Origin of the sequence: Streptomyces sp. R11 (assembly GCF_041051905.1) — a bacterium.
Lineage (GTDB): Bacteria > Actinomycetota > Actinomycetes > Streptomycetales > Streptomycetaceae > Streptomyces.
The window spans coordinates 3,378,954-3,395,936 of the sequence record NZ_CP163432.1 but is presented as its reverse complement, the minus strand read 5'-3'; the positions used below and the strand labels follow the sequence as shown (position 1 = coordinate 3,395,936).

15 protein-coding genes and 1 tRNA gene are annotated in these 16,983 nt (G+C 69.0%); 4 read left to right on the top strand and 12 right to left on the bottom strand.

Annotated features, from left to right (window positions below; genetic code table 11):
• Positions 1-40: 40 nt before the first annotated feature.
• From AB5J55_RS15430 to AB5J55_RS15410, 5 genes are all read right to left on the bottom strand, one after another.
• Positions 41-541, bottom strand: a complete 501-nt coding sequence (locus tag AB5J55_RS15430; protein ID WP_369276192.1) for a GNAT family N-acetyltransferase — start codon at positions 539-541, stop codon at positions 41-43.
• 131 nt (positions 542-672) lie between these two features.
• A tRNA-His gene (locus tag AB5J55_RS15425) sits at positions 673-745 on the bottom strand.
• Positions 746-872: 127 nt separating this feature from the next.
• Entirely contained in the window at positions 873-1,475 is a 603-nt protein-coding gene (orn, locus tag AB5J55_RS15420) for an oligoribonuclease (RefSeq protein WP_369271234.1), read from the bottom strand.
• A 98-nt stretch (positions 1,476-1,573) separates the two neighbouring features.
• Entirely contained in the window at positions 1,574-2,794 is a 1,221-nt protein-coding gene (locus tag AB5J55_RS15415) for a helix-turn-helix domain-containing protein (protein WP_369271233.1), read from the bottom strand.
• Between the two features lie 377 nt (positions 2,795-3,171).
• Positions 3,172-3,489, bottom strand: coding sequence for a hypothetical protein (locus AB5J55_RS15410; RefSeq protein WP_328881463.1), 318 nt, complete (start codon positions 3,487-3,489; stop codon positions 3,172-3,174).
• 349 nt (positions 3,490-3,838) lie between these two features.
• Between AB5J55_RS15410 and AB5J55_RS15405 the strand changes: the two genes are divergently transcribed.
• Complete coding sequence (locus tag AB5J55_RS15405; protein WP_328881464.1) at positions 3,839-4,366, top strand: universal stress protein; 528 nt, start codon at positions 3,839-3,841, stop codon at positions 4,364-4,366.
• 149 nt (positions 4,367-4,515) lie between these two features.
• Positions 4,516-5,082 (top strand): GPR1/FUN34/YaaH family transporter, encoded by a 567-nt coding sequence (locus tag AB5J55_RS15400; protein WP_369271232.1) that lies wholly within the window; start codon positions 4,516-4,518, stop codon positions 5,080-5,082.
• A 161-nt stretch (positions 5,083-5,243) separates the two neighbouring features.
• On the opposite strand, the gene glmS is transcribed toward AB5J55_RS15400, so the two are convergent.
• Together glmS and AB5J55_RS15390 are read right to left on the bottom strand one after the other, a co-directional pair.
• Positions 5,244-7,061, bottom strand: a complete 1,818-nt coding sequence (glmS, locus tag AB5J55_RS15395) for a glutamine--fructose-6-phosphate transaminase (isomerizing) (protein WP_369271231.1) — start codon at positions 7,059-7,061, stop codon at positions 5,244-5,246.
• Between the two features lie 14 nt (positions 7,062-7,075).
• The gene (locus AB5J55_RS15390; protein WP_328427477.1) at positions 7,076-7,333 is read right to left on the bottom strand and encodes a hypothetical protein; all 258 of its coding nucleotides are present in this window, start codon (positions 7,331-7,333) and stop codon (positions 7,076-7,078) included.
• A 208-nt stretch (positions 7,334-7,541) separates the two neighbouring features.
• On the opposite strand from AB5J55_RS15390, the gene AB5J55_RS15385 reads away from it, so the two are divergent.
• A complete protein-coding gene (locus tag AB5J55_RS15385) occupies positions 7,542-9,104 on the top strand; it encodes a purple acid phosphatase family protein (RefSeq protein WP_369271230.1) in 1,563 nt (520 codons plus the stop codon).
• A 25-nt stretch (positions 9,105-9,129) separates the two neighbouring features.
• On the opposite strand, the gene AB5J55_RS15380 is transcribed toward AB5J55_RS15385, so the two are convergent.
• Positions 9,130-10,014, bottom strand: a complete 885-nt coding sequence (locus AB5J55_RS15380; RefSeq protein ID WP_369271229.1) for a DUF4429 domain-containing protein — start codon at positions 10,012-10,014, stop codon at positions 9,130-9,132.
• A 157-nt stretch (positions 10,015-10,171) separates the two neighbouring features.
• Between AB5J55_RS15380 and AB5J55_RS15375 the strand changes: the two genes are divergently transcribed.
• A complete protein-coding gene (locus AB5J55_RS15375) occupies positions 10,172-11,701 on the top strand; it encodes a beta-N-acetylhexosaminidase (protein WP_369271228.1) in 1,530 nt (509 codons plus the stop codon).
• Positions 11,702-11,875: 174 nt separating this feature from the next.
• On the opposite strand, the gene AB5J55_RS15370 is transcribed toward AB5J55_RS15375, so the two are convergent.
• The 4 genes from AB5J55_RS15370 to desA are packed head-to-tail and all read right to left on the bottom strand — an operon-like array spanning position 11,876 to position 16,884.
• Positions 11,876-13,648: an IucA/IucC family siderophore biosynthesis protein gene (locus tag AB5J55_RS15370; RefSeq protein WP_369271227.1), complete on the bottom strand. Its 1,773-nt coding sequence runs from the start codon at positions 13,646-13,648 to the stop codon at positions 11,876-11,878.
• Complete coding sequence (locus AB5J55_RS15365; RefSeq protein WP_369271226.1) at positions 13,645-14,184, bottom strand: GNAT family N-acetyltransferase; 540 nt, start codon at positions 14,182-14,184, stop codon at positions 13,645-13,647. The genes AB5J55_RS15370 and AB5J55_RS15365 overlap by 4 nt, the downstream gene beginning before the upstream one ends.
• On the bottom strand, positions 14,181-15,458 hold the full coding sequence (locus AB5J55_RS15360) for a lysine N(6)-hydroxylase/L-ornithine N(5)-oxygenase family protein (protein ID WP_369271225.1): 1,278 nt from the start codon (positions 15,456-15,458) through the stop codon (positions 14,181-14,183). Before AB5J55_RS15360 ends, AB5J55_RS15365 begins: the two co-directional genes overlap by 4 nt.
• Complete coding sequence (desA, locus tag AB5J55_RS15355) at positions 15,442-16,884, bottom strand: lysine decarboxylase DesA (protein WP_369271224.1); 1,443 nt, start codon at positions 16,882-16,884, stop codon at positions 15,442-15,444. The genes AB5J55_RS15360 and desA overlap by 17 nt, the downstream gene beginning before the upstream one ends.
• Positions 16,885-16,983 lie beyond the last annotated feature (99 nt).

The window sequence follows — 16,983 nt, the reverse complement described above, 5'->3', positions numbered from 1 at the left end:
GTGATGTCACGGGCGTCGTGACGTCACGGGCGTGGTGACCTCAGGGGCGTAGCACCCGTCGCCATCTGGTCTCGCCGTCCTGCTCCTCGTCCGTCGGGAGCAGCCCCGCGGCCCTGGCCACGGCGGCGGAGGCGAGGTGGTCGGGGTGGATGTGGGCCACGACCGTGCGGACGGGAGGGGCGGCGGCATGTGCGCAACGCACGGCGGCCCGCTGCCGCAGCCACGCCACCAGCCCTTGCGCCGCCTCGCGGGCGTACCCGCGCCCCTGCCACCGGGTGCCCACCACCCAGGCGATCTCCGCGGTCGTATCGCTGATCGTGGCCTGGACCGTGCCGATGAGGCGGGAGTCCGTGCGCAGCTGCAGGACCCAGTTGCACCAGGTGACGGACGGGTCCGGGGAGCCGGCGACCAGGCGTTCGTACCGGGTTCGCAGAGCTTCGGGCGACAGGGGCGAGCCGCCGATGAAGGTGTGCAGGGCCGGGTCGGACAGGGCCGGGGCCATCTCCGCCGCGTGGTCGGCCCGGAGGGGGAGGAGATCCATGCGGGGCGTGCGGATCGGTTCGGTCAGCACGGGGGTCCTCTCAACTCGCCTCAGCGTGCCGGGTCCTGTCGGTGCCGCAGAACGCGATCAGCCGGTGACCTCTGTGTCGAGGTCACCGGCTGACTGCTCAGGGTGAGTGACGGGACTCGAACCCGCGGCATCCTGGACCACAACCAGGTGCTCTACCAGCTGAGCTACACCCACCATGACCGGCGATGTCTTCCGTGGAATCCCCGACCGGCCGAGAAAAAGTGTACAGGGTCCGAAGGGGTGCTCGCGCACAGCTTTTCGCGGCGGGGCCGAGCGGCGCCCTCGCACCCCTCCAGGACTCCTACTGAGCAGGCAGAACGTGCTTCGCGGCGATCGACTTCGCGGTGTCCGAGTCCGGGCCGGGCTGCGGTACGAAGATGGCCTCGCGGTAGTAGCGGAGTTCGGCGATCGACTCGCGGATGTCGGCGAGGGCGCGGTGGTTGCCGTTCTTCTCGGGGCTGTTGAAGTAGGCGCGCGGGTACCAGCGCCGGGCCAGCTCCTTGACCGACGAGACGTCGACGATCCGGTAGTGGAGGTAGTCCTCCAGCGTCGGCATGTCGCGCAGCAGGAAGCCGCGGTCGGTGCCGACGGAGTTGCCGCACAGCGGGGCCTTGCCGGGTTCCTTCACGTGCTCGCGTACATACGTCAGGACCTGCTCCTCGGCGTCCGCCAGCGTCGTGCCGCCGGCGAGTTCGTCGAGCAGTCCGGACGCGGTGTGCATCTGACGCACCACCTCCGGCATCGTCTCCAGCGCCGCGTCCGGCGGGCGGATGACGATGTCCACTCCCTCGCCGAGGACGTTCAGCTCGGAGTCGGTGACGAGGGCGGCAACCTCGATGAGCGCGTCGTCGGACAGCGAGAGGCCGGTCATCTCGCAGTCGATCCACACCATGCGATCGTTCATGCGACCACCCTAAGGCTGACGTCCGTCTTTGGGTGCCCCGCGTCGCAGTGGGCGCACGAACGCCGGACGGGCCGAGATGCCCGTCCGGCGTCATGAGGTCACGCTCCGCTGCGCTGCCCCGGCAGGGTCGCCCGGCCTCCGATGTACAGCTCGCGCCCGTTCTCCGAGGGAGCGGGCGGGCCTACGGGGGCCGGGGTGCGGCGGGTCTGGGGCGGGACCGGGCCGCCCTCCCCGTACGGGCTGGGCGGGGGGCCCGCGCCCGGACCGACCGTGGGCTCCGCGTCCGTCGGCCGCTCGCTCTGCGGTCGGCGCGCACGGTACGCCGCCCGGTACGCGGCCGGCGACGAGCCGAGCTGACGGCGGAAGTGGCCGCGCAGTGCCACCGGGGAGCGGAAGCCGCAGCGGCCCGCCACCTCGTCCACCGAGTAGTCCGACGTCTCCAGCAGCCGCTGCGCCTGCAGCACCCGCTGGGTGATCAGCCACTGCAGCGGGGCGCTCCCGGTGAGGGAGCGGAAGCGACGGTCGAAGGTGCGGCGGCTCATGTACGCGCGTGCCGCCAGCGTCTCTACGTCGAACTGCTCGTGCAGGTGCTCCAGCGCCCAGGCGACGACCTCGGCCAGCGGGTCGGCGCCGATCTCCTCTGGTAAAGACCGATCGAGGTAGCGCTCCTGACCGCCGGTCCGGCGCGGCGGGACCACCAGGCGGCGGGCCAGAGCCCCGGCCGCCTCGTTGCCGTGGTCCGTCCGCACGATGTGGAGACAGAGGTCGATGCCGGCAGCCGTGCCCGCCGACGTCAGTACGTCGCCGTCGTCCACGAAGAGTTCTCGCGGATCCACGTGCACCGACGGATAGCGCTTGGCCAGCGTCGGTGCGTACATCCAGTGTGTCGTCGCGGGGCGGCCGTCCAGCAGGCCCGCCGCGGCGAGGACGAAGGCGCCGGTGCACAGCCCGACTATGCGGGCGCCCTCCTCGTGCGCTCGGCGCAGGGCGTCGAGCGCATCCTCGGGCGGTGGCGAAGTGATCGAGCGCCAGGCCGGTACTACGACCGTGCCCGCCCTCGAGATCGCCTCCAGGCCATGTGGTGCGGTGAGTTCCAGGCCCCCTGTGGTCCGCAGTGGGCCTTCCTCGCCGCCGCACACGAGCAAGCGGTAGCGCGGCACGCCGGCGTCCTGGCGGTCTATCCCGAACACCGACAGCGGTATGGAACTCTCGAAGATGGGGCCGCCGCTGAACAGCAGCACCGCGACGATCTCCTTGCGGCGTCGCCCGGAAAGTTTCCGGGCCGCGGCTTCCGGCGCGGCAGTGGAGTCGTGGCTCATACTGCTAAGCCCCCCTCGGTGGTCGCGGCTCCTCGGTTGTGTCGCTCCTGCACGTTTCCCCTCGGTCCTGCACGAGTCCCCCGCCGTAGACAGTCAAGATCGAATCTACTGTGTCGCGTCACGCCTGAGTGGCCGGTTCGGCACTCGGTAGATTGTCGACTTGGCAACTTGGCGTGAAGCATTCGATCACGAAGCGTTGCACTCGCGGGCCGTGCAGGGAAGTGCGCCTTGTCGCAGTGGCCAATCCACGTAGGGTGCGCAGGGCCCCTGAGGCCCTTTCCGTGCAGGTGGAACGGGGGTTGGGGGGTGTTCTGGGCGGGGGATGCATGCGCGCCAGAAGTTGGCTGAAAAGCAGCGTGCCCGTGCGCGGAAACCGGTCAACCGACCGGTGTATTTCCCCCAGTGTGACGTCCGCCTCTATGTGCGCCCGTTCCGGTCCGGTGGTGACGTCCGCGGCGCCGGGGCGTCGGGCCGAACTGTTCCCCGGCCTTCAGGCGGGCCGCGCCGCGTTCCGACTGGCGCAGCAGCAGGCGGCACACGGCCGTCACGGCGGCCAGGCCGAAGGCGGTGCCGGCGGCGCCGGCGAGCGAGGTGCCGTACCAGAGGAGCACCACGGGGACGAGGACGCAGCTGAAGGCCGCCCAGCGGACCACGTCGGTGACGCTGTCCTCGGTGGGTGTGCGGGGTGCGGACATTGGGTGCGTGCTCCCTGGGCTCCCTGGGCGGTGGCTCGTGGTGATCAACGCGTGCTCGAGCGGTCGGTCACTGGTACGCGGCGGTCATGACCTCCGACGCAGGTGAACCCTGTGCAAACCGCCTGTACACCGCAGCAACCATTGCGTTACGGGCGCCCCCTCGTGCATGCTCCCTGGAACCCGCACCGACCGAGAGCGGGGATCTGGGCGAAGGAGGCGTGCCGCCGTACCCTTGGGGTATGGGGTTGGGAAGACCATTCCCGGACACAGCTCCGCCGCAGACTGCTGGATCCGTCAGCGAGCTCCGCTCGCGGGCCCACCCATAAAGGATCAATACGCCGAGACAGCCATGGCCGGTCACGAATTCTTCGAACCCGCGGACCGCAAGCGGCCTGTCGCCGACCCCACGGCGGCCGAGCCCCTGGCGGCGGAACAGCCACGCCATTCCTGCGACCCCGCTTTCAAGCACGGCGTCGTCGTCGGTTTCGACGGCTCCACCTCCAGTGAGCGCGCCCTCGCGTACGCCATCGGTATGGCCCATCGCTCCGGGTCGGGCCTGATCATCGTCCACGTCGCCAACCGGCTGCCCACCACGGTGTGGGCGGGCTGCGAGCCGCCGGTCTTCGTCGACGTGCCGGACCACCGCACCGAGGTGCTCGGCCTCGAACTCGCCTGCGCGGAGTACCTCGCCGAGGTGCCCTGGATCCTCGTCGAGCGCGGTGGGGACATCTGCCACGAACTCGAAGAGGTCGGGCGGGAGTACGAGGCGGACGCGATCGTCGTCGGCTCCACGCACGGCATCGTCGGGCGGATCTTCGGCTCCGTGGCGGGGCGGCTCGCCAAGCGGGCCAAGCGTCCCGTCGTTGTCATTCCGTAACTTGCCGCTGTCCCAGGTGAGATGAGCCGTTCGGGACGTCGCCCCCTTCTTGCAATGCGTGAACTTACTCGCGCGTAGAGGTGTTTGTGCCTTTGTGAAGGGCATATATCGCTCACTGCACAACTGCACATGCATGAAGGGAGCCCGCCGTGGACAACGACGTCTCTGCGGGAAGCGGAATAACCACCGTGGTCGGCCGACTCGCCCTCGGTGTCACCCTGTTGGCCTTCGGGCTGGGGTACGCCGATGTGATCGACGGCGTGTCAGCTGCTGACGCCGTATCAATCGCCCAGTACGTGGGCGGCATTGCCCTCTTCGTCGCCGGCCTGATGGCCCTGCGCGACCACGACTCCGCGAACGGGACCGCGTTCGTGACGCTCGGCGCCCTGTGGTTCACGTGGGCCGTCTCCGCCGACAACCAGGTGTCCGCCAACGCGGCCGGGTTGTTCCTGCTGTTGTTCGCCCTCGTGGCGCTGACGCTGACCCTCGCGGGGGGCGACCAGCTCGGTCAGGCCGCGTACGGGTTGTTCTTCGTGTCCTTGCTGCTCATGGCCATCGCCGGCTTCGCGGACAACGACGGGCTCACCAAGGTGGGTGGCTGGTTCGCCGTCGCCGCGGGTGCGGTGGCCTGGTACGCCGCGACTGCGGCTCTCGCGCACTGGCCGACCGCACTTCCGCGACGCGCTGCGGGCCGGGGGGTGACGGCCACCGGTTAGCTGCGCCGGCTGGGGGGTTGGGCGGCTCCCCGGCGAAATGACGGACCCCCCGTTAGTGGTGGCATCACGGGGGGTTCGTCGCTGTTTCGCTGGCCTCTGCGGGTGCGTGGGGACTGATCGCGCAGTTCCCGCGCCCCTAAAAGCCTGAAAGCCAAAAGCCTCTACTCGACCGTTACCGACTTGGCGAGGTTGCGCGGCTTGTCGATGTCTCGGCCCAGGGTCAGGGCCGTGTGGTAGGCGAGGAGTTGGAGGGGGATGCCCATCAGGATGGGGTCCAGTTCGTCCTCGTTCTTGGGGACGACGATCGTCTGGTCGGCCTTTTCCTGGGGCTGATGGGCCACCGCGAGGATCTTGCCGCTGCGGGCCTTGATCTCCTCCATGGCGGCGCGGTTCTTCTCCAGGAGGTCGTCGTCGGGGACGATCGCGACCGTGGGGAGGGCCGGCTCGATCAGGGCCAGTGGACCGTGCTTGAGCTCGGAGGCCGGGTAGGCCTCGGCGTGGATGTAGGAGACCTCCTTGAGCTTGAGGGAGGCCTCGCGGGCGACCGGGTAGCCGCGGACGCGGCCGATGAAGAGCATCGAGCGGGCCTCGGCGTACTGCTGGGCCAGCTTCTCGATCTCGCCCTCCTGCTCCATGATCTCGGCGATCTGGGCGGGCAGCTTGCGCAGGCCCTCGATGATGCGCTTGCCGTCGCGGACCGAGAGGTCGCGGGTGCGGCCCAGGTGCAACGCCAGCAGGGCGAAGGCGACCGTCGTGTTCGTGAAGCACTTCGTCGAGACCACGCAGACCTCGGGGCCGGCGTGCACGTAGATGCCGCCGTCGGCCTCGCGGGCGATCGCGGAGCCGACCACGTTCACGATGCCCAGGACCCGCGCGCCCTTGCGCTTCAGCTCCTGGACGGCGGCGAGGACGTCGTAGGTCTCGCCGGACTGGGAGACCGCGATGTAGAGGGTGTCGGGGTCCACCACGGCGTTGCGGTAGCGGAACTCCGAGGCGGGCTCGGCGTCCGCGGGGATGCGGGCCAGCTCCTCGATCATCTGGCCGCCGATCATGCCCGCGTGGTACGAGGTGCCGCAGCCCAGGATCTTCACGCGGCGGATCTTGCGGGCCTCGCGGGCGTCCAGGTTGAGGCCGCCGAGGTGCACGGTGGAGAAGCGGTCGTCGATGCGGCCGCGCAGGACGCGGTCCACCGCCTCGGCCTGCTCGTGGATCTCCTTGTGCATGTACGTGTCGTGGCCGCCCATGTCGTACGACGCGGCCTCCCACTCGACGGTCGTGGGCTCGGCCGTCGTACGGGTGCCCTCCGTCGTGTAGGTACGGAAGTCGTCGGCCTTGAGGGTGGCCATCTCGCCGTCGTCCAGCGTCACTATCTGCCGGGTGTGGGCGACCAGGGCCGCGATGTCCGAGGCGACGAACATCTCCTTCTCGCCGATGCCGAGGACGACCGGGGAGCCGTTGCGGGCGACGACGATGCGGTCCGGGAAGTCGGCGTGCAGGACCGCGATGCCGTACGTGCCCTCGATGAGGCGCAGGGTCTCGCGGACCTTGTCCTCGAGCTTCTCCGCCTGCGAGCGGGAGATGAGGTGGACGAGGACCTCGGTGTCGGTCTCGGAGAGGAACTCGACGCCGTCCGCCTCCAGCTTGCGGCGCAGGTCGGAGGCGTTGTCGATGATGCCGTTGTGGACGACGGCGACCTTGCCCTCGGCGTCCAGGTGCGGGTGGGCGTTCACGTCGGAGGGGGCGCCGTGGGTGGCCCAGCGGGTGTGGGCGATGCCGGTCGTGCCCTTGAAGCGCGCCGGGACCTTGGCCTCCAGGTCGCGCACCCGGCCCTTGGCCTTGACGGTCTTGAGACCGGCCGTCTTCGGAGAGGTGACGGCGATGCCGGCCGAGTCGTAGCCGCGGTACTCCAGACGCTGCAGGCCCTCCAGCAGCAGGGGCGCCACGTCACGCTTCCCGATGTATCCGACGATTCCGCACATATATATAGGTATCCCTAGCCGTAGACAATGCGGCGCAGCTGGCGGAGCGTGAGCTCCGGAGGTGCCACCGCCCGGTATTTCAGGTCCGCCTCGATCCGTTCGAAGATCTCCGCGTTCACCAGGCCCTGGGCCTGGAGCTCGCGGTGGCGGCGACGGACGACCTCCTCGGTCGTCTCGTCGAAGTAGGCGAGCACGTCCTGGATCACCCGCAGTGCCTCGCCCCGGCTGAGGGGCGTGCTGCGGGTCAGGTGATCAACAAGGTCGTCGTGCACTCGGTAGATCCTGGGGTATCGGGGAGCGCTTCGCAAGAATCCTGCCCGATTTCGGGCAGCTGCCCGGTAATCGGCTGGCAAGCTCCTGTTGAAACTCCTTGGAAGAACATTGAGGGTCTCATGGGAGCCTGTTCCGGAGCCGTCCATACCGCGGTCCGTATCCCGTTGCCTGAGGGGACGAGTTTCGGACGCCATGGACATTCCTCGCATGGGAGTACCCCAGCAGCTGGCCGAGCGCATGAGCATGGCCGAGCAGCACGAGTACCTGCGCGCCAAGTTCTCGCGGCGCACGATGATCAGAGGCGGCGCCGTCACGCTGGGCGCCGTCGCGGGTGGCGCGTTCGTACCCGGCGCCACCGCACAGGCCGCCGTGCCGACGCAGACGGCCCCGCGCACCGAGACCGTCGACGGCGCCCTCGTCGCCCCCTTCGGCCGCCACCTCGCCTACGGCAACGACGCGCGCACCGAGATGACCGTCTCGTGGCAGGTCCCGGTCGCCGTGAAGAAGCCGTTCGTCCGGATCGGCGCCCACCCCTGGGACCTCTCGCGCAAGATCGAGGCCGAGGTCCGCACCCTCCACACCCCGGCCGGCGTCGGGGCGAGTGCCGACCACACGCAGTACTACGTCCACGCCAGGCTCAGCCACCTGCGCCCGGGCCGGACGTACTACTACGGCGTCGGCCATCAGGGCTTCGACCCCGCCGAGTCGCACCTGCTCGGCACCCTCGGCACCTTCACCACCGCGCCGGGCCACAAGGAGCCGTTCACCTTCACGGCCTTCGGCGACCAGGGCGTCAGCTACCACGGCCTCGCCAACGACAGCCTGCTCCTCGGCCAGAACCCGGCGTTCCACCTGCACGCCGGTGACATCGCGTACGCCGACCCGGCCGGCCAGGGCAAGTCCGCCGACACCGGCTTCGACTCGCGGGTGTGGGACCAGTTCCTGGCCCAGACCGAGTCCGTCGCCAAGTCGGTTCCGTGGATGGTGAGTTACGGCAACCACGACATGGAGGCCTGGTACTCGCCCAACGGCTACGGCGGCGAGGAGGCCCGCTTCACGCTCCCCGACAACGGGCCGGACCGGAAGAACCTGCCGGGCGTCTACTCCTTCGTCCACGGCAACACCGCGGTCATCTCGCTCGACCCGAACGACGTGTCGTACGAGATCCCCGCCAACCTCGGCATCTCCGGCGGCACGCAGACCAAGTGGTTCGAGGCGCAGCTGAAGAAGTTCCGGGCGGCCCACGACATCGACTTCGTCGTCGTGTTCTTCCACCACTGCGCGTACTGCACCTCCACCGCGCACGCCTCGGAGGGGGGTGTGCGCCAGGAGTGGGTGCCGCTGTTCGAGAAGTACCAGGTGGACCTGGTCATCAACGGCCACAACCACCAGTACGAGCGGACGGACGTGATCAAGGGCGACAAGGTCGCGAAGAAGCTGGAGATCGGCGGCACGGCGTACCCCGAGACCGAGGGCGTGGTGTACGTGACCGCGGGTGCGGCGGGCCGCAGCCTGTACGCGTTCAGCGCTCCGGACTCCTACGAGGGGCACGAGAACGAGGTCGACTCCGTGGCCTCCTTCGTCAACCTCAAGGACGGCAAGCAGAACGAGACGGTCACCTGGTCGCGGGTGCGCTACCTCAACTACTCGTTCCTGCGCGTGGACGTCCAGCCCGCCCCGCGGGGCCGATACGCCACGCTGAAGGTCCAGGGCATCGCCGAGACCGGTGACCGGATCGACCACTTCACGGTGGCCCGCCGGGCCAAGTAGGCCCGCGCAGGGCCCGGCAGGTCCGCTACATCCGCTTGAGAACCGCCTGTTTGGCCAAGGCGAACTCCTCGTCCGTCAGCACGCCCGTGCGATGGAGCTCGCCGAGTTCGCGCAGGCGGCGCAGGAGGGCGTCGTGATCGTCCTCGGCGGCCGCGACCGGAGGGGAAGGCAGCTCCGGTCGCGCGTCCGCCACGTCCGCGCCGGTGGCCCTGGTTGGGTGCGGGAGGCGGGCCTGCACCGCCGCCGCGACCAGGGCCATCAGCGGGTCCTTCTTGAAGCCCCACAGCTCCACCGCGTTCGGGTCGTACTTGGGCGGGGCCTTGGTGGGCGCGTTCCTGACGGTGAAGCGGAGGTGGCCGTTCTCCAGGCCCGCCGCCGGATGCCACTCCACGGCCGCGATGTCGGTGACCGTGAGGGAGCGGCTGCCGGCGGCGGCCTTGGCGTCCTCCGTCTTCCAGTTCCACTCCAGGCGGATGTTCTCGCCGTCGAAGGTCGCGGTGCCGTCCCCGGCGGAGACCGACAGGGGCACCGACGGGCCCGGCAGCAGGTACGCGTCGACCGGGTCGGCCGGGACCTGGTCGAGCAGCAGGGCGTTGCGCACCTCGTCCACGAAGTACTCGGCGACGCCGTAGCGGTCGGACTCGACGATCAGCTGATACGGGTCGTTGGGCTCGGTGAGCCGGCCGCCGGTGGCGTGCAGCAGCGGGTCGGCGCCGTCGCGCAGCCGCAGTCGCAGCCGCCCGGCCTTCTTGCCCTGCTCGAAGGAGACCCCCGCCAACGCCCCCAGGGGGACGACCAGTTCACCCAGCGTCTTGCGGAACAGGCTGACGTTCTTGTCCCGTCCGGGAGTCAGCCGCAGTGCATCGCCGTCGAAGACCCACGTGCCGTCCTTCTGGATGATTTCCGCCATGGGGTGGATTGTTCCACCAGTCTCACGAGAGAGTGGTCCAGACCTCTTGGAGCCCCGAGGCCAACGGCTCAAGGGCTCAACGGCTCATGGAAGGGACGGCTTTGTGAGACAGCGCCACAGATCGTTTCGCCTTCTCGGTTGCCTGCTGCTGGTCGCGATGGGTGTCTCCGTGACGGGGGCCGCTCCCGTGCCGGCGGCATCGACCACCCCGCTCGACCGGGTGGTCCCCGCGCCCGCCTCGGTCGCCGCGAGCGGATCCCCCTACCGCATCACCCGCGACACCCACATACGCGTCGACGCCTCCCGCGAGGCCCGCCGCGTCGGCGAGTACCTCGCGGCCGTCCTGCGTCCTTCCACGGGCTACCGCATCCCCGTCACCGCCCACGGTGGCGGTGGCATCCAACTGCGCCTGGCGAAGGGCTCGTACGGCGCCGAGGGCTACCGCCTCGACAGCGGCCGCAAGGGCGTCACCATCACCGCGGCCCAGCCGGCGGGCCTCTTCCACGGCGTCCAGACCCTGCGCCAGCTGCTGCCGGCGGCCGTCGAGAAGGACTCCGTCCAGCGGGGCCCCTGGCTGGTCGCGGGCGGCACGATCAAGGACACCCCGCGCTACGGCTGGCGCGGCGCCATGCTCGACGTCTCCCGGCACTTCTTCACCGTCGACCAGGTCAAGCGCTACATCGACCAGCTCGCCCTCTACAAGATCAACAAACTCCATCTGCACCTCAGCGACGACCAGGGCTGGCGCATCGCCATCGACTCCTGGCCGCGCCTTGCGACGTACGGCGGCTCGACCCAGGTCGGCGGCGGGCCCGGCGGCCACTACACCAAGGCCGACTACAAGGAGATCGTCCGGTACGCGTCCTCCCGCTATCTGGAGGTCGTCCCCGAGATCGACATGCCCGGCCACACCAACGCCGCCCTCGCCTCGTACGCCGAGCTGAACTGCGACGGCGTCGCGCCTCCGCTCTACACCGGCACCGAGGTCGGCTTCAGCTCGCTGTGCGTCGGCAAGGACATCACGTACGACTTCGTGGACGACGTGATCCGGGAGCTCGCCGCGCTCACGCCGGGCAAGTACCTCCACATCGGCGGGGACGAGGCGCACTCGACCAGCCACGAGGACTATGTGAAGTTCATGGACCGGGTGCAGCCGCTCGTCGCCAAGTACGGCAAGACGGTGGTCGGCTGGCATCAGCTGACCGGGGCGACTCCGGCGAAGGGCGCTCTCGCTCAGTACTGGGGGCTGGACGGTACGAGCGCCGAGGAGAAGGCCCAGGTCGCCAAGGCCGCGCAGAACGGGACGGGGATCGTGCTGTCCCCGGCCGACCGGATCTACCTCGACATGAAGTACACGGCGGACACTCCGCTGGGGCTGGACTGGGCCGGTCTGGTCGAGGTGAAGCGGTCGTACGACTGGGATCCCGGCAACTACCTTTCCGGGGCGCCCGCTTCGGCGATCCGGGGTGTCGAGGCGCCGCTGTGGAGCGAGACGCTCACCAAGTCCGCGGACATCGAGTACATGGCCTTCCCGAGGCTGCCGGGTGTGGCCGAGCTGGGCTGGTCGCCGGCTTCCACGCATGACTGGGATGCCTACAAGGTGCGGCTTGCTGCGCAGGCTGAGCGGTGGGAGGCGTTGGGGATCGGGTTCTACCGGTCGCCTCAGGTGCCTTGGCCCACGGCGTGAGGGTGGTGATTCGTCTGCGGGCCGGTGGGGGCTGGTCGCGCCCCGCGGTGGAGCCGCAAATTGACACAGCCCCGCGCCCCTGAGAACAAGGGGCGCGCACGCCCCGCACGTATGGACGTGCACCCCCGGAGGACCGTACTCCGGGGGTGCACGCCTGTCTTGTGGGGCCGTGGACTACAGCCCTGCGATGGGGTTCTTCAGGTTGCCGACCAGCTGGAGGGCGCCGGCCGGGTCCGCGAGGTCGACCATCTGCTTGTTGTTGCGCAGCTGGAGGCGGTTGAGGCAGGACAGGGCGAACTCGGGGGCGAACATGTCGTACTGCTTGAACTTGTCGGCGAGTTCGGGCACCGAGTGCTGGTAGTCCCGGGTGACCTCGGCGACCGTACGCCAGAAGTCGTCCTCCTCCAGGATCCCCTCGGCCGCGAGGTTCGCGGCGAGGAAGCGGAAGAAGCAGTCGAAGACGTCCGTGAAGATGGACAGGAGCTTCTTGTCCTCGGGGACGTCCACGCGCAGCCGCTCGACCGTCGGCGGCAGCACCGCGTCCGGGTCCATGACCGCGATCTCCTCGGCGATGTCCTTGTAGATCGCGCGCTGGACCACGCCGTCCTTCAGGGCCAGGATCACGTTCTCGCCGTGCGGCATGTACACCAGGTCGTAGGCGTAGAAGCTGTGCAGCAGCGGGGTGTAGTACGCCTTCAGGTAGCGGCGCAGCCACTCCACCGGCGTCAGCCCCGACTGCGCGATCAGCGCGCCCGCGAAGGACGCGCCCTCGTCGTCGACGTGGACGAGGGAGGCCATGGTGGCCAGCGACTCGCCCTCCTGGAGGGAGGCGACGGGGCTCTCGCGCCAGAGCGCGGCCAGCATCTTGCGGTACGGCGAGTAGCGGTCCGTGGCCGCCTCGTACTCCAGGTGCCGGTAGCCGACGGCGGCGCGTTCGCGGATGATCGACAGGCCGGTGTCCCGCAGCACCGGGTCGTTGTCGATGAGCTGGGCGAGCCAGTCGTTGATGGCCGGGGTGGCCTCCATGTACGCCGCCGAGAGGCCGCGCATGAAGCCCATGTTGATGACGGACAGGGCCGTCTTCACGTAGTGCTTCTCGGGGCTGGACCGGTTGAAGAAGGTCCGGATCGACTGCTGGGCCAGGTACTCGTCGTCGCCCTCGCCGACGCAGACGAGGTGCCGGCGGGCGACCTCGGCGGCGAAGGTGACGGTGAGCTTGTTCCACCACTGCCAGGGGTGGACGGGGATGAGGAGATAGTCGGCGGGGTCGAGGTCCAGGTCGCGCAGGACGCCGTTGAAGCGCTCGACGGTCTCCTCGCCCAGCTCCTGCCGTACGAAGGACTCGTACTCGATGCCGACACCGGCCGTGAAGGCCGCCCGGTCGCGGTGCGCCGCCAGCCACACCAGCCGGACCGGGCTCGCGGTCTCGGGGGCGTACGACAGGTACTCGTGGATGCCGAAGCCGAGCCGCCCGTTGTTGGCGACGAAGCAGGGGTGGCCCTCGGTCATGCCCGTCTCGATGGCCTGGAAGCCGCTCTTCACCAGCTCGGCGACCGGGACCTGCGGCTTGGTGAGCTTGTAGCAGGTGCCGGAGAGGGTGGAGGAGATCTCCTCCAGGTAGACCGGCAGGACCTCGTCGCTCAGGCCCAGGGACTTCTGCAGCTCGACGAAGAAGTCCAGGGCGGCGAGCGGGAGTTCGGCGCCGTCCCGGTGGCGGGTGATCGAGTCGGCGTCGACCTGCCAGTGGTCGAGGGCCCGGATCACCGCCTTGAAGGTGTACCGCGTCAGACCGTCGTCGCTGCGGACGGCGTACTCGCCGGCGCCGGTGGCCTCCGGCGTGATGAGCCGCTCGTGGGCGAACTCGGCGAGGCCCTTGCGGATCAGGAGGCGGTTGGCCCGCGCCCAGCGGTGGGGGGACAGATGCGCTACGGCGTCGGACAGGGTCATACAGCTACTCCTCGGGCGGCCAGGAACTGTTCGCGCGTGCAGAAGCTCAGCAGCGCGCGCTTCTCCGGCTTGTCGATCTCACGTTCGGGCACGAAGCCGACGGCCTCGTTCAGGGCGTGCACGGCCTTGTTGCCCACGTCGGGCTCCACGACGACCCGGCGGGTGCGCGGGTCGGCGAACAGCTCGTCCATCACGGCGGTGATGACGGCCCTGGTGAAGCCGCTGATCGGGCGGTCGGTGGGGGCGACCAGGAAGTGCATGCCGACATCGCCGGGCTCGGGGTCGTACAGGCCGACCAGCTCGACGTACCGGGGGTCGTACTTCTCCATCAGGAACGCCGGTTCGCCGTCGTGCAGGCCCAGGTACGCGTGGTGGTGCTCGTGGGCCGCGATGCGCATGTACTCGCGCTCGACGTCCTGGAGTTTCGCGTCCTGCATCATCCAGAAGGCCGCCTTGGGGTCGGTGACCCAGCGGTGCAGCAGTTCGGCGTCCTTCAGGGGATCGAGGGCGCGGACGGTGAAGGTGCCGATGCTCATACGGAGAACTCCTGGAACGCGATGGTCTTCTCGACCGGGTAGTACTCGGTGCCGAGCAGTTCGCGGATGATGTACGCGTTCCGGTACGGGCCCATGCCCAGGTCCGGGCTCGTGATGCTGTGCGTGTGGACGCCGGCGTTCTGCAGGAAGACGCCGCGGCCGGTGACGTCAATGGCGTAGTTGCGGGCAACGTCGAAGTTGCCCTGCGAGTCGTAGACCAGGCGGTCCTTCACGGGCGCGAGGAACTCCGGCTCGGCGTACTTGTAGCCGGTGGCCAGCACCAGGCCCTGCGAGTCGAGGTCGAAGTCCTTCTGCTGCTCCTCCTGGCGGAAGGACAGCGTGTACGTGCCGTTCTCGTACGTCGCGCCGTTCAGCGAGGAGTTGGTGAGCAGTCGGGTGGGGACCGGGCCGCCGAGGTTCTTCTGGTAGAGCAGGTCGAAGATCTCGTTGATCAGGTCGCCGTCGATGCCCTTGAACAGGCCCTTCTGCTCGGCTGTGAGGCGGTAGCGGGTCGCCTCCGGCAGCTCGCGGAAGTAGTCGACGTACTCCGGCGACGTCATCTCCAGCGTGAGCTTGGTGTACTCCAGCGGGAAGAAGCGCGGGGAGCGGGTGACCCAGTTCAGCCGGTAGCCGTGGACGTCGATCTCGCTGAGCAGGTCGTAGTAGATCTCCGCCGCGGACTGCCCGGAGCCGACCAGCGTGATCGACTCCTTCTTCTGCAGCTCCGCCTTGTTCTGCAGATAGCGGGAGTTGTGGATGAAGTCGCCGCCCAGGCCCTGGCAGGCCTCGGGTATGAAGGGCGGGGTGCCGGTGCCGAGGACCAGGTGACGGGCGCGGTAGGTGTCACCGGCGGTCGTCGTCACGACGTACAGGTCGTCCTCGTACCTCACCTCGGCGACCGTCGTGCTGAAGCGGATGCTGCTCAGCTTGTTCGCGGCCCAGCGGCAGTAGTCGTCGTACTCGACCCGCAGCGGGTAGAAGTTCTCCCGGATGTAGAACGAGTACAGCCGGCCCTTCTCCTTCAGGTAGTTCAGGAAGGAGTACGGCGAGGTCGGGTCGGCCAGGGTGACCAGGTCCGACATGAACGGGGTCTGGAGGTGGGCGCCGTCCAGGAACATGCCCGCGTGCCACTCGAAGTCCGGCTTCGACTCCAGGAAGACGCCGTCGAGCTCGTCGATCGGCTCGGTCAGGCAGGCGAGGCCGAGGTTGAACGGGCCGAGCCCGATCCCCACGAAGTCATGGGTTTTGGTCGGGTTTTCAGGACGCGCGGTCAAGGGACTCTCCCAGGTACTGCTCGGCGTGGCCGGCGATCAGGTCGAGGACGGCGGCGATGTCTTCGGTCGTCGTCTCGGGGTTGAGCAGGGTGAACTTCAGGTAGTGGCGACCGCCCACCTTGGTGCCCGCGACGACCGCGTCGCCGGAGGCGAACAGGGCCTTGCGGGCGTACAGGTTGGCGCGGTCGATCTCGGCGGGGTCGGTGACGGCCGCCGGGATGTAGCGGTAGACCAGGGTGGACAGCGTCGGCTCGACCACGACGTCGAAGCGCGGGTCGGCGGCCAGCAGCTTCCAGCCCTCCACCGCCAGGTCGCAGACCTCGTCGAAGAGCTGCCCGATGCCGTCGGCGCCCATGGTGCGCAAGGTCATCCACAGCTTGAGGGCGTCGAAACGGCGGGTCGTCTGCAGGGACTTGTCGACCTGGTTGGGGATGCGCTCGGTGACCATACGGCGCGGGTTGAGGTACTCCGCGTGGTAGGTCGCGTGGCGCAGCGTCGAGGCGTCCCGGACCAGCACGGCGGACGAACTCACCGGCTGGAAGAAGGACTTGTGGTAGTCGACGGTGACCGAGTCGGCGCGCTCGATGCCGTCGATGCGGCCCCGGTACTTCACGGAGGCGAGCAGACCGCAGCCGTAGGCGGCGTCGACGTGCATCCAGGTGCCGAACTGCTCGCACAGCTCGGCGATCTCGGGCAGCGGGTCGATCGAGCCGAAGTCGGTGGTGCCGGCGGTGGCGACGACGGCCATGGGGACCAGGCCGTCCTTCTTGCAGCGCTCCAGCTCATGGGCGAGCGCGACGGTCTGCATGCGCTTGTCTTGGTCGACGGGGATGGAGACCACGGCGTCCTGGCCGAGGCCCAGCAGTTTCGCCGACTTCTTCACGCTGAAGTGGCTGACCTCGGAGGCGAAGATGCGCAGTTTGGCCAGGCTGTCGGTCTTGGCCTCCTCGCGCGCCAGCAGCAGCGCCTGGAGGTTGGACTGCGTGCCGCCGGAGGTGAAGACACCGTCGGCGTTCTCGCCGAGGCCTATTCGGGCGGTCGTCCAGTCGATGAGCTTGCGCTCGATGAGGGTGCCGCCGGCCGACTGGTCCCAGGTGTCCAGGGAGGAGTTGACTGCGGAGAGGATCGCCTCGCCGAGCACGGCCGGGATGACGACCGGGCAGTTGAGGTGGGCGAGGTAGCGGGGGTGGTGGAAGTAGATCGCGTCCCGGAGGTAGACGTCCTCCAGCTCGTCGAGGACCGCGGCGGGGTCGAGGAGCGGCTGGTCGAGGTCGATCGCGTCGATGGTCGGGGCGAGGGCGTCGACGGTGACACCGGTGAACGGACGGTCGGTGGCGGCGAGTTTGGCTGCCACCCGCTCTATACCTTCGGTCACGGAGCGGCGGTACTGCTCCGCGGTCGTGTCATTGAGCAGGTGCGAGCGCATGGGGAGGTCCTCCGGTGGGGACGGGCCGTGAAGTGCGGGGTTGCCGTGACGTACGAGGTGGGGTGCAACTTAGGTTAGCCTAACCTAAGTTACTTTGGA

Bases quoted from the DNA above. Each gene is read 5' to 3' on its own strand.
- AB5J55_RS15375 (WP_369271228.1), top strand. From the start codon at position 10,172: ATGGGTGTCTCCGTGACGGGGGCCGCTCCCGTGCCGGCGGCATCGACC.
- AB5J55_RS15385 (WP_369271230.1), top strand. From the start codon at position 7,542: ATGGGAGTACCCCAGCAGCTGGCCGAGCGCATGAGCATGGCCGAGCAG.
- AB5J55_RS15430 (WP_369276192.1), bottom strand. From the start codon at position 541: ATGGATCTCCTCCCCCTCCGGGCCGACCACGCGGCGGAGATGGCCCCG.
- AB5J55_RS15365 (WP_369271226.1), bottom strand. From the start codon at position 14,184: ATGAGCATCGGCACCTTCACCGTCCGCGCCCTCGATCCCCTGAAGGAC.
- desA (WP_369271224.1), bottom strand. From the start codon at position 16,884: ATGCGCTCGCACCTGCTCAATGACACGACCGCGGAGCAGTACCGCCGC.
- AB5J55_RS15415 (WP_369271233.1), bottom strand. From the start codon at position 2,794: ATGAGCCACGACTCCACTGCCGCGCCGGAAGCCGCGGCCCGGAAACTT.
- AB5J55_RS15370 (WP_369271227.1), bottom strand. From the start codon at position 13,648: ATGACCCTGTCCGACGCCGTAGCGCATCTGTCCCCCCACCGCTGGGCG.
- glmS (WP_369271231.1), bottom strand. From the start codon at position 7,061: ATGTGCGGAATCGTCGGATACATCGGGAAGCGTGACGTGGCGCCCCTG.
- AB5J55_RS15380 (WP_369271229.1), bottom strand. From the start codon at position 10,014: ATGGCGGAAATCATCCAGAAGGACGGCACGTGGGTCTTCGACGGCGAT.
- AB5J55_RS15410 (WP_328881463.1), bottom strand. From the start codon at position 3,489: ATGTCCGCACCCCGCACACCCACCGAGGACAGCGTCACCGACGTGGTC.
- orn (WP_369271234.1), bottom strand. From the start codon at position 1,475: ATGAACGATCGCATGGTGTGGATCGACTGCGAGATGACCGGCCTCTCG.
- AB5J55_RS15405 (WP_328881464.1), top strand. From the start codon at position 3,839: ATGGCCGGTCACGAATTCTTCGAACCCGCGGACCGCAAGCGGCCTGTC.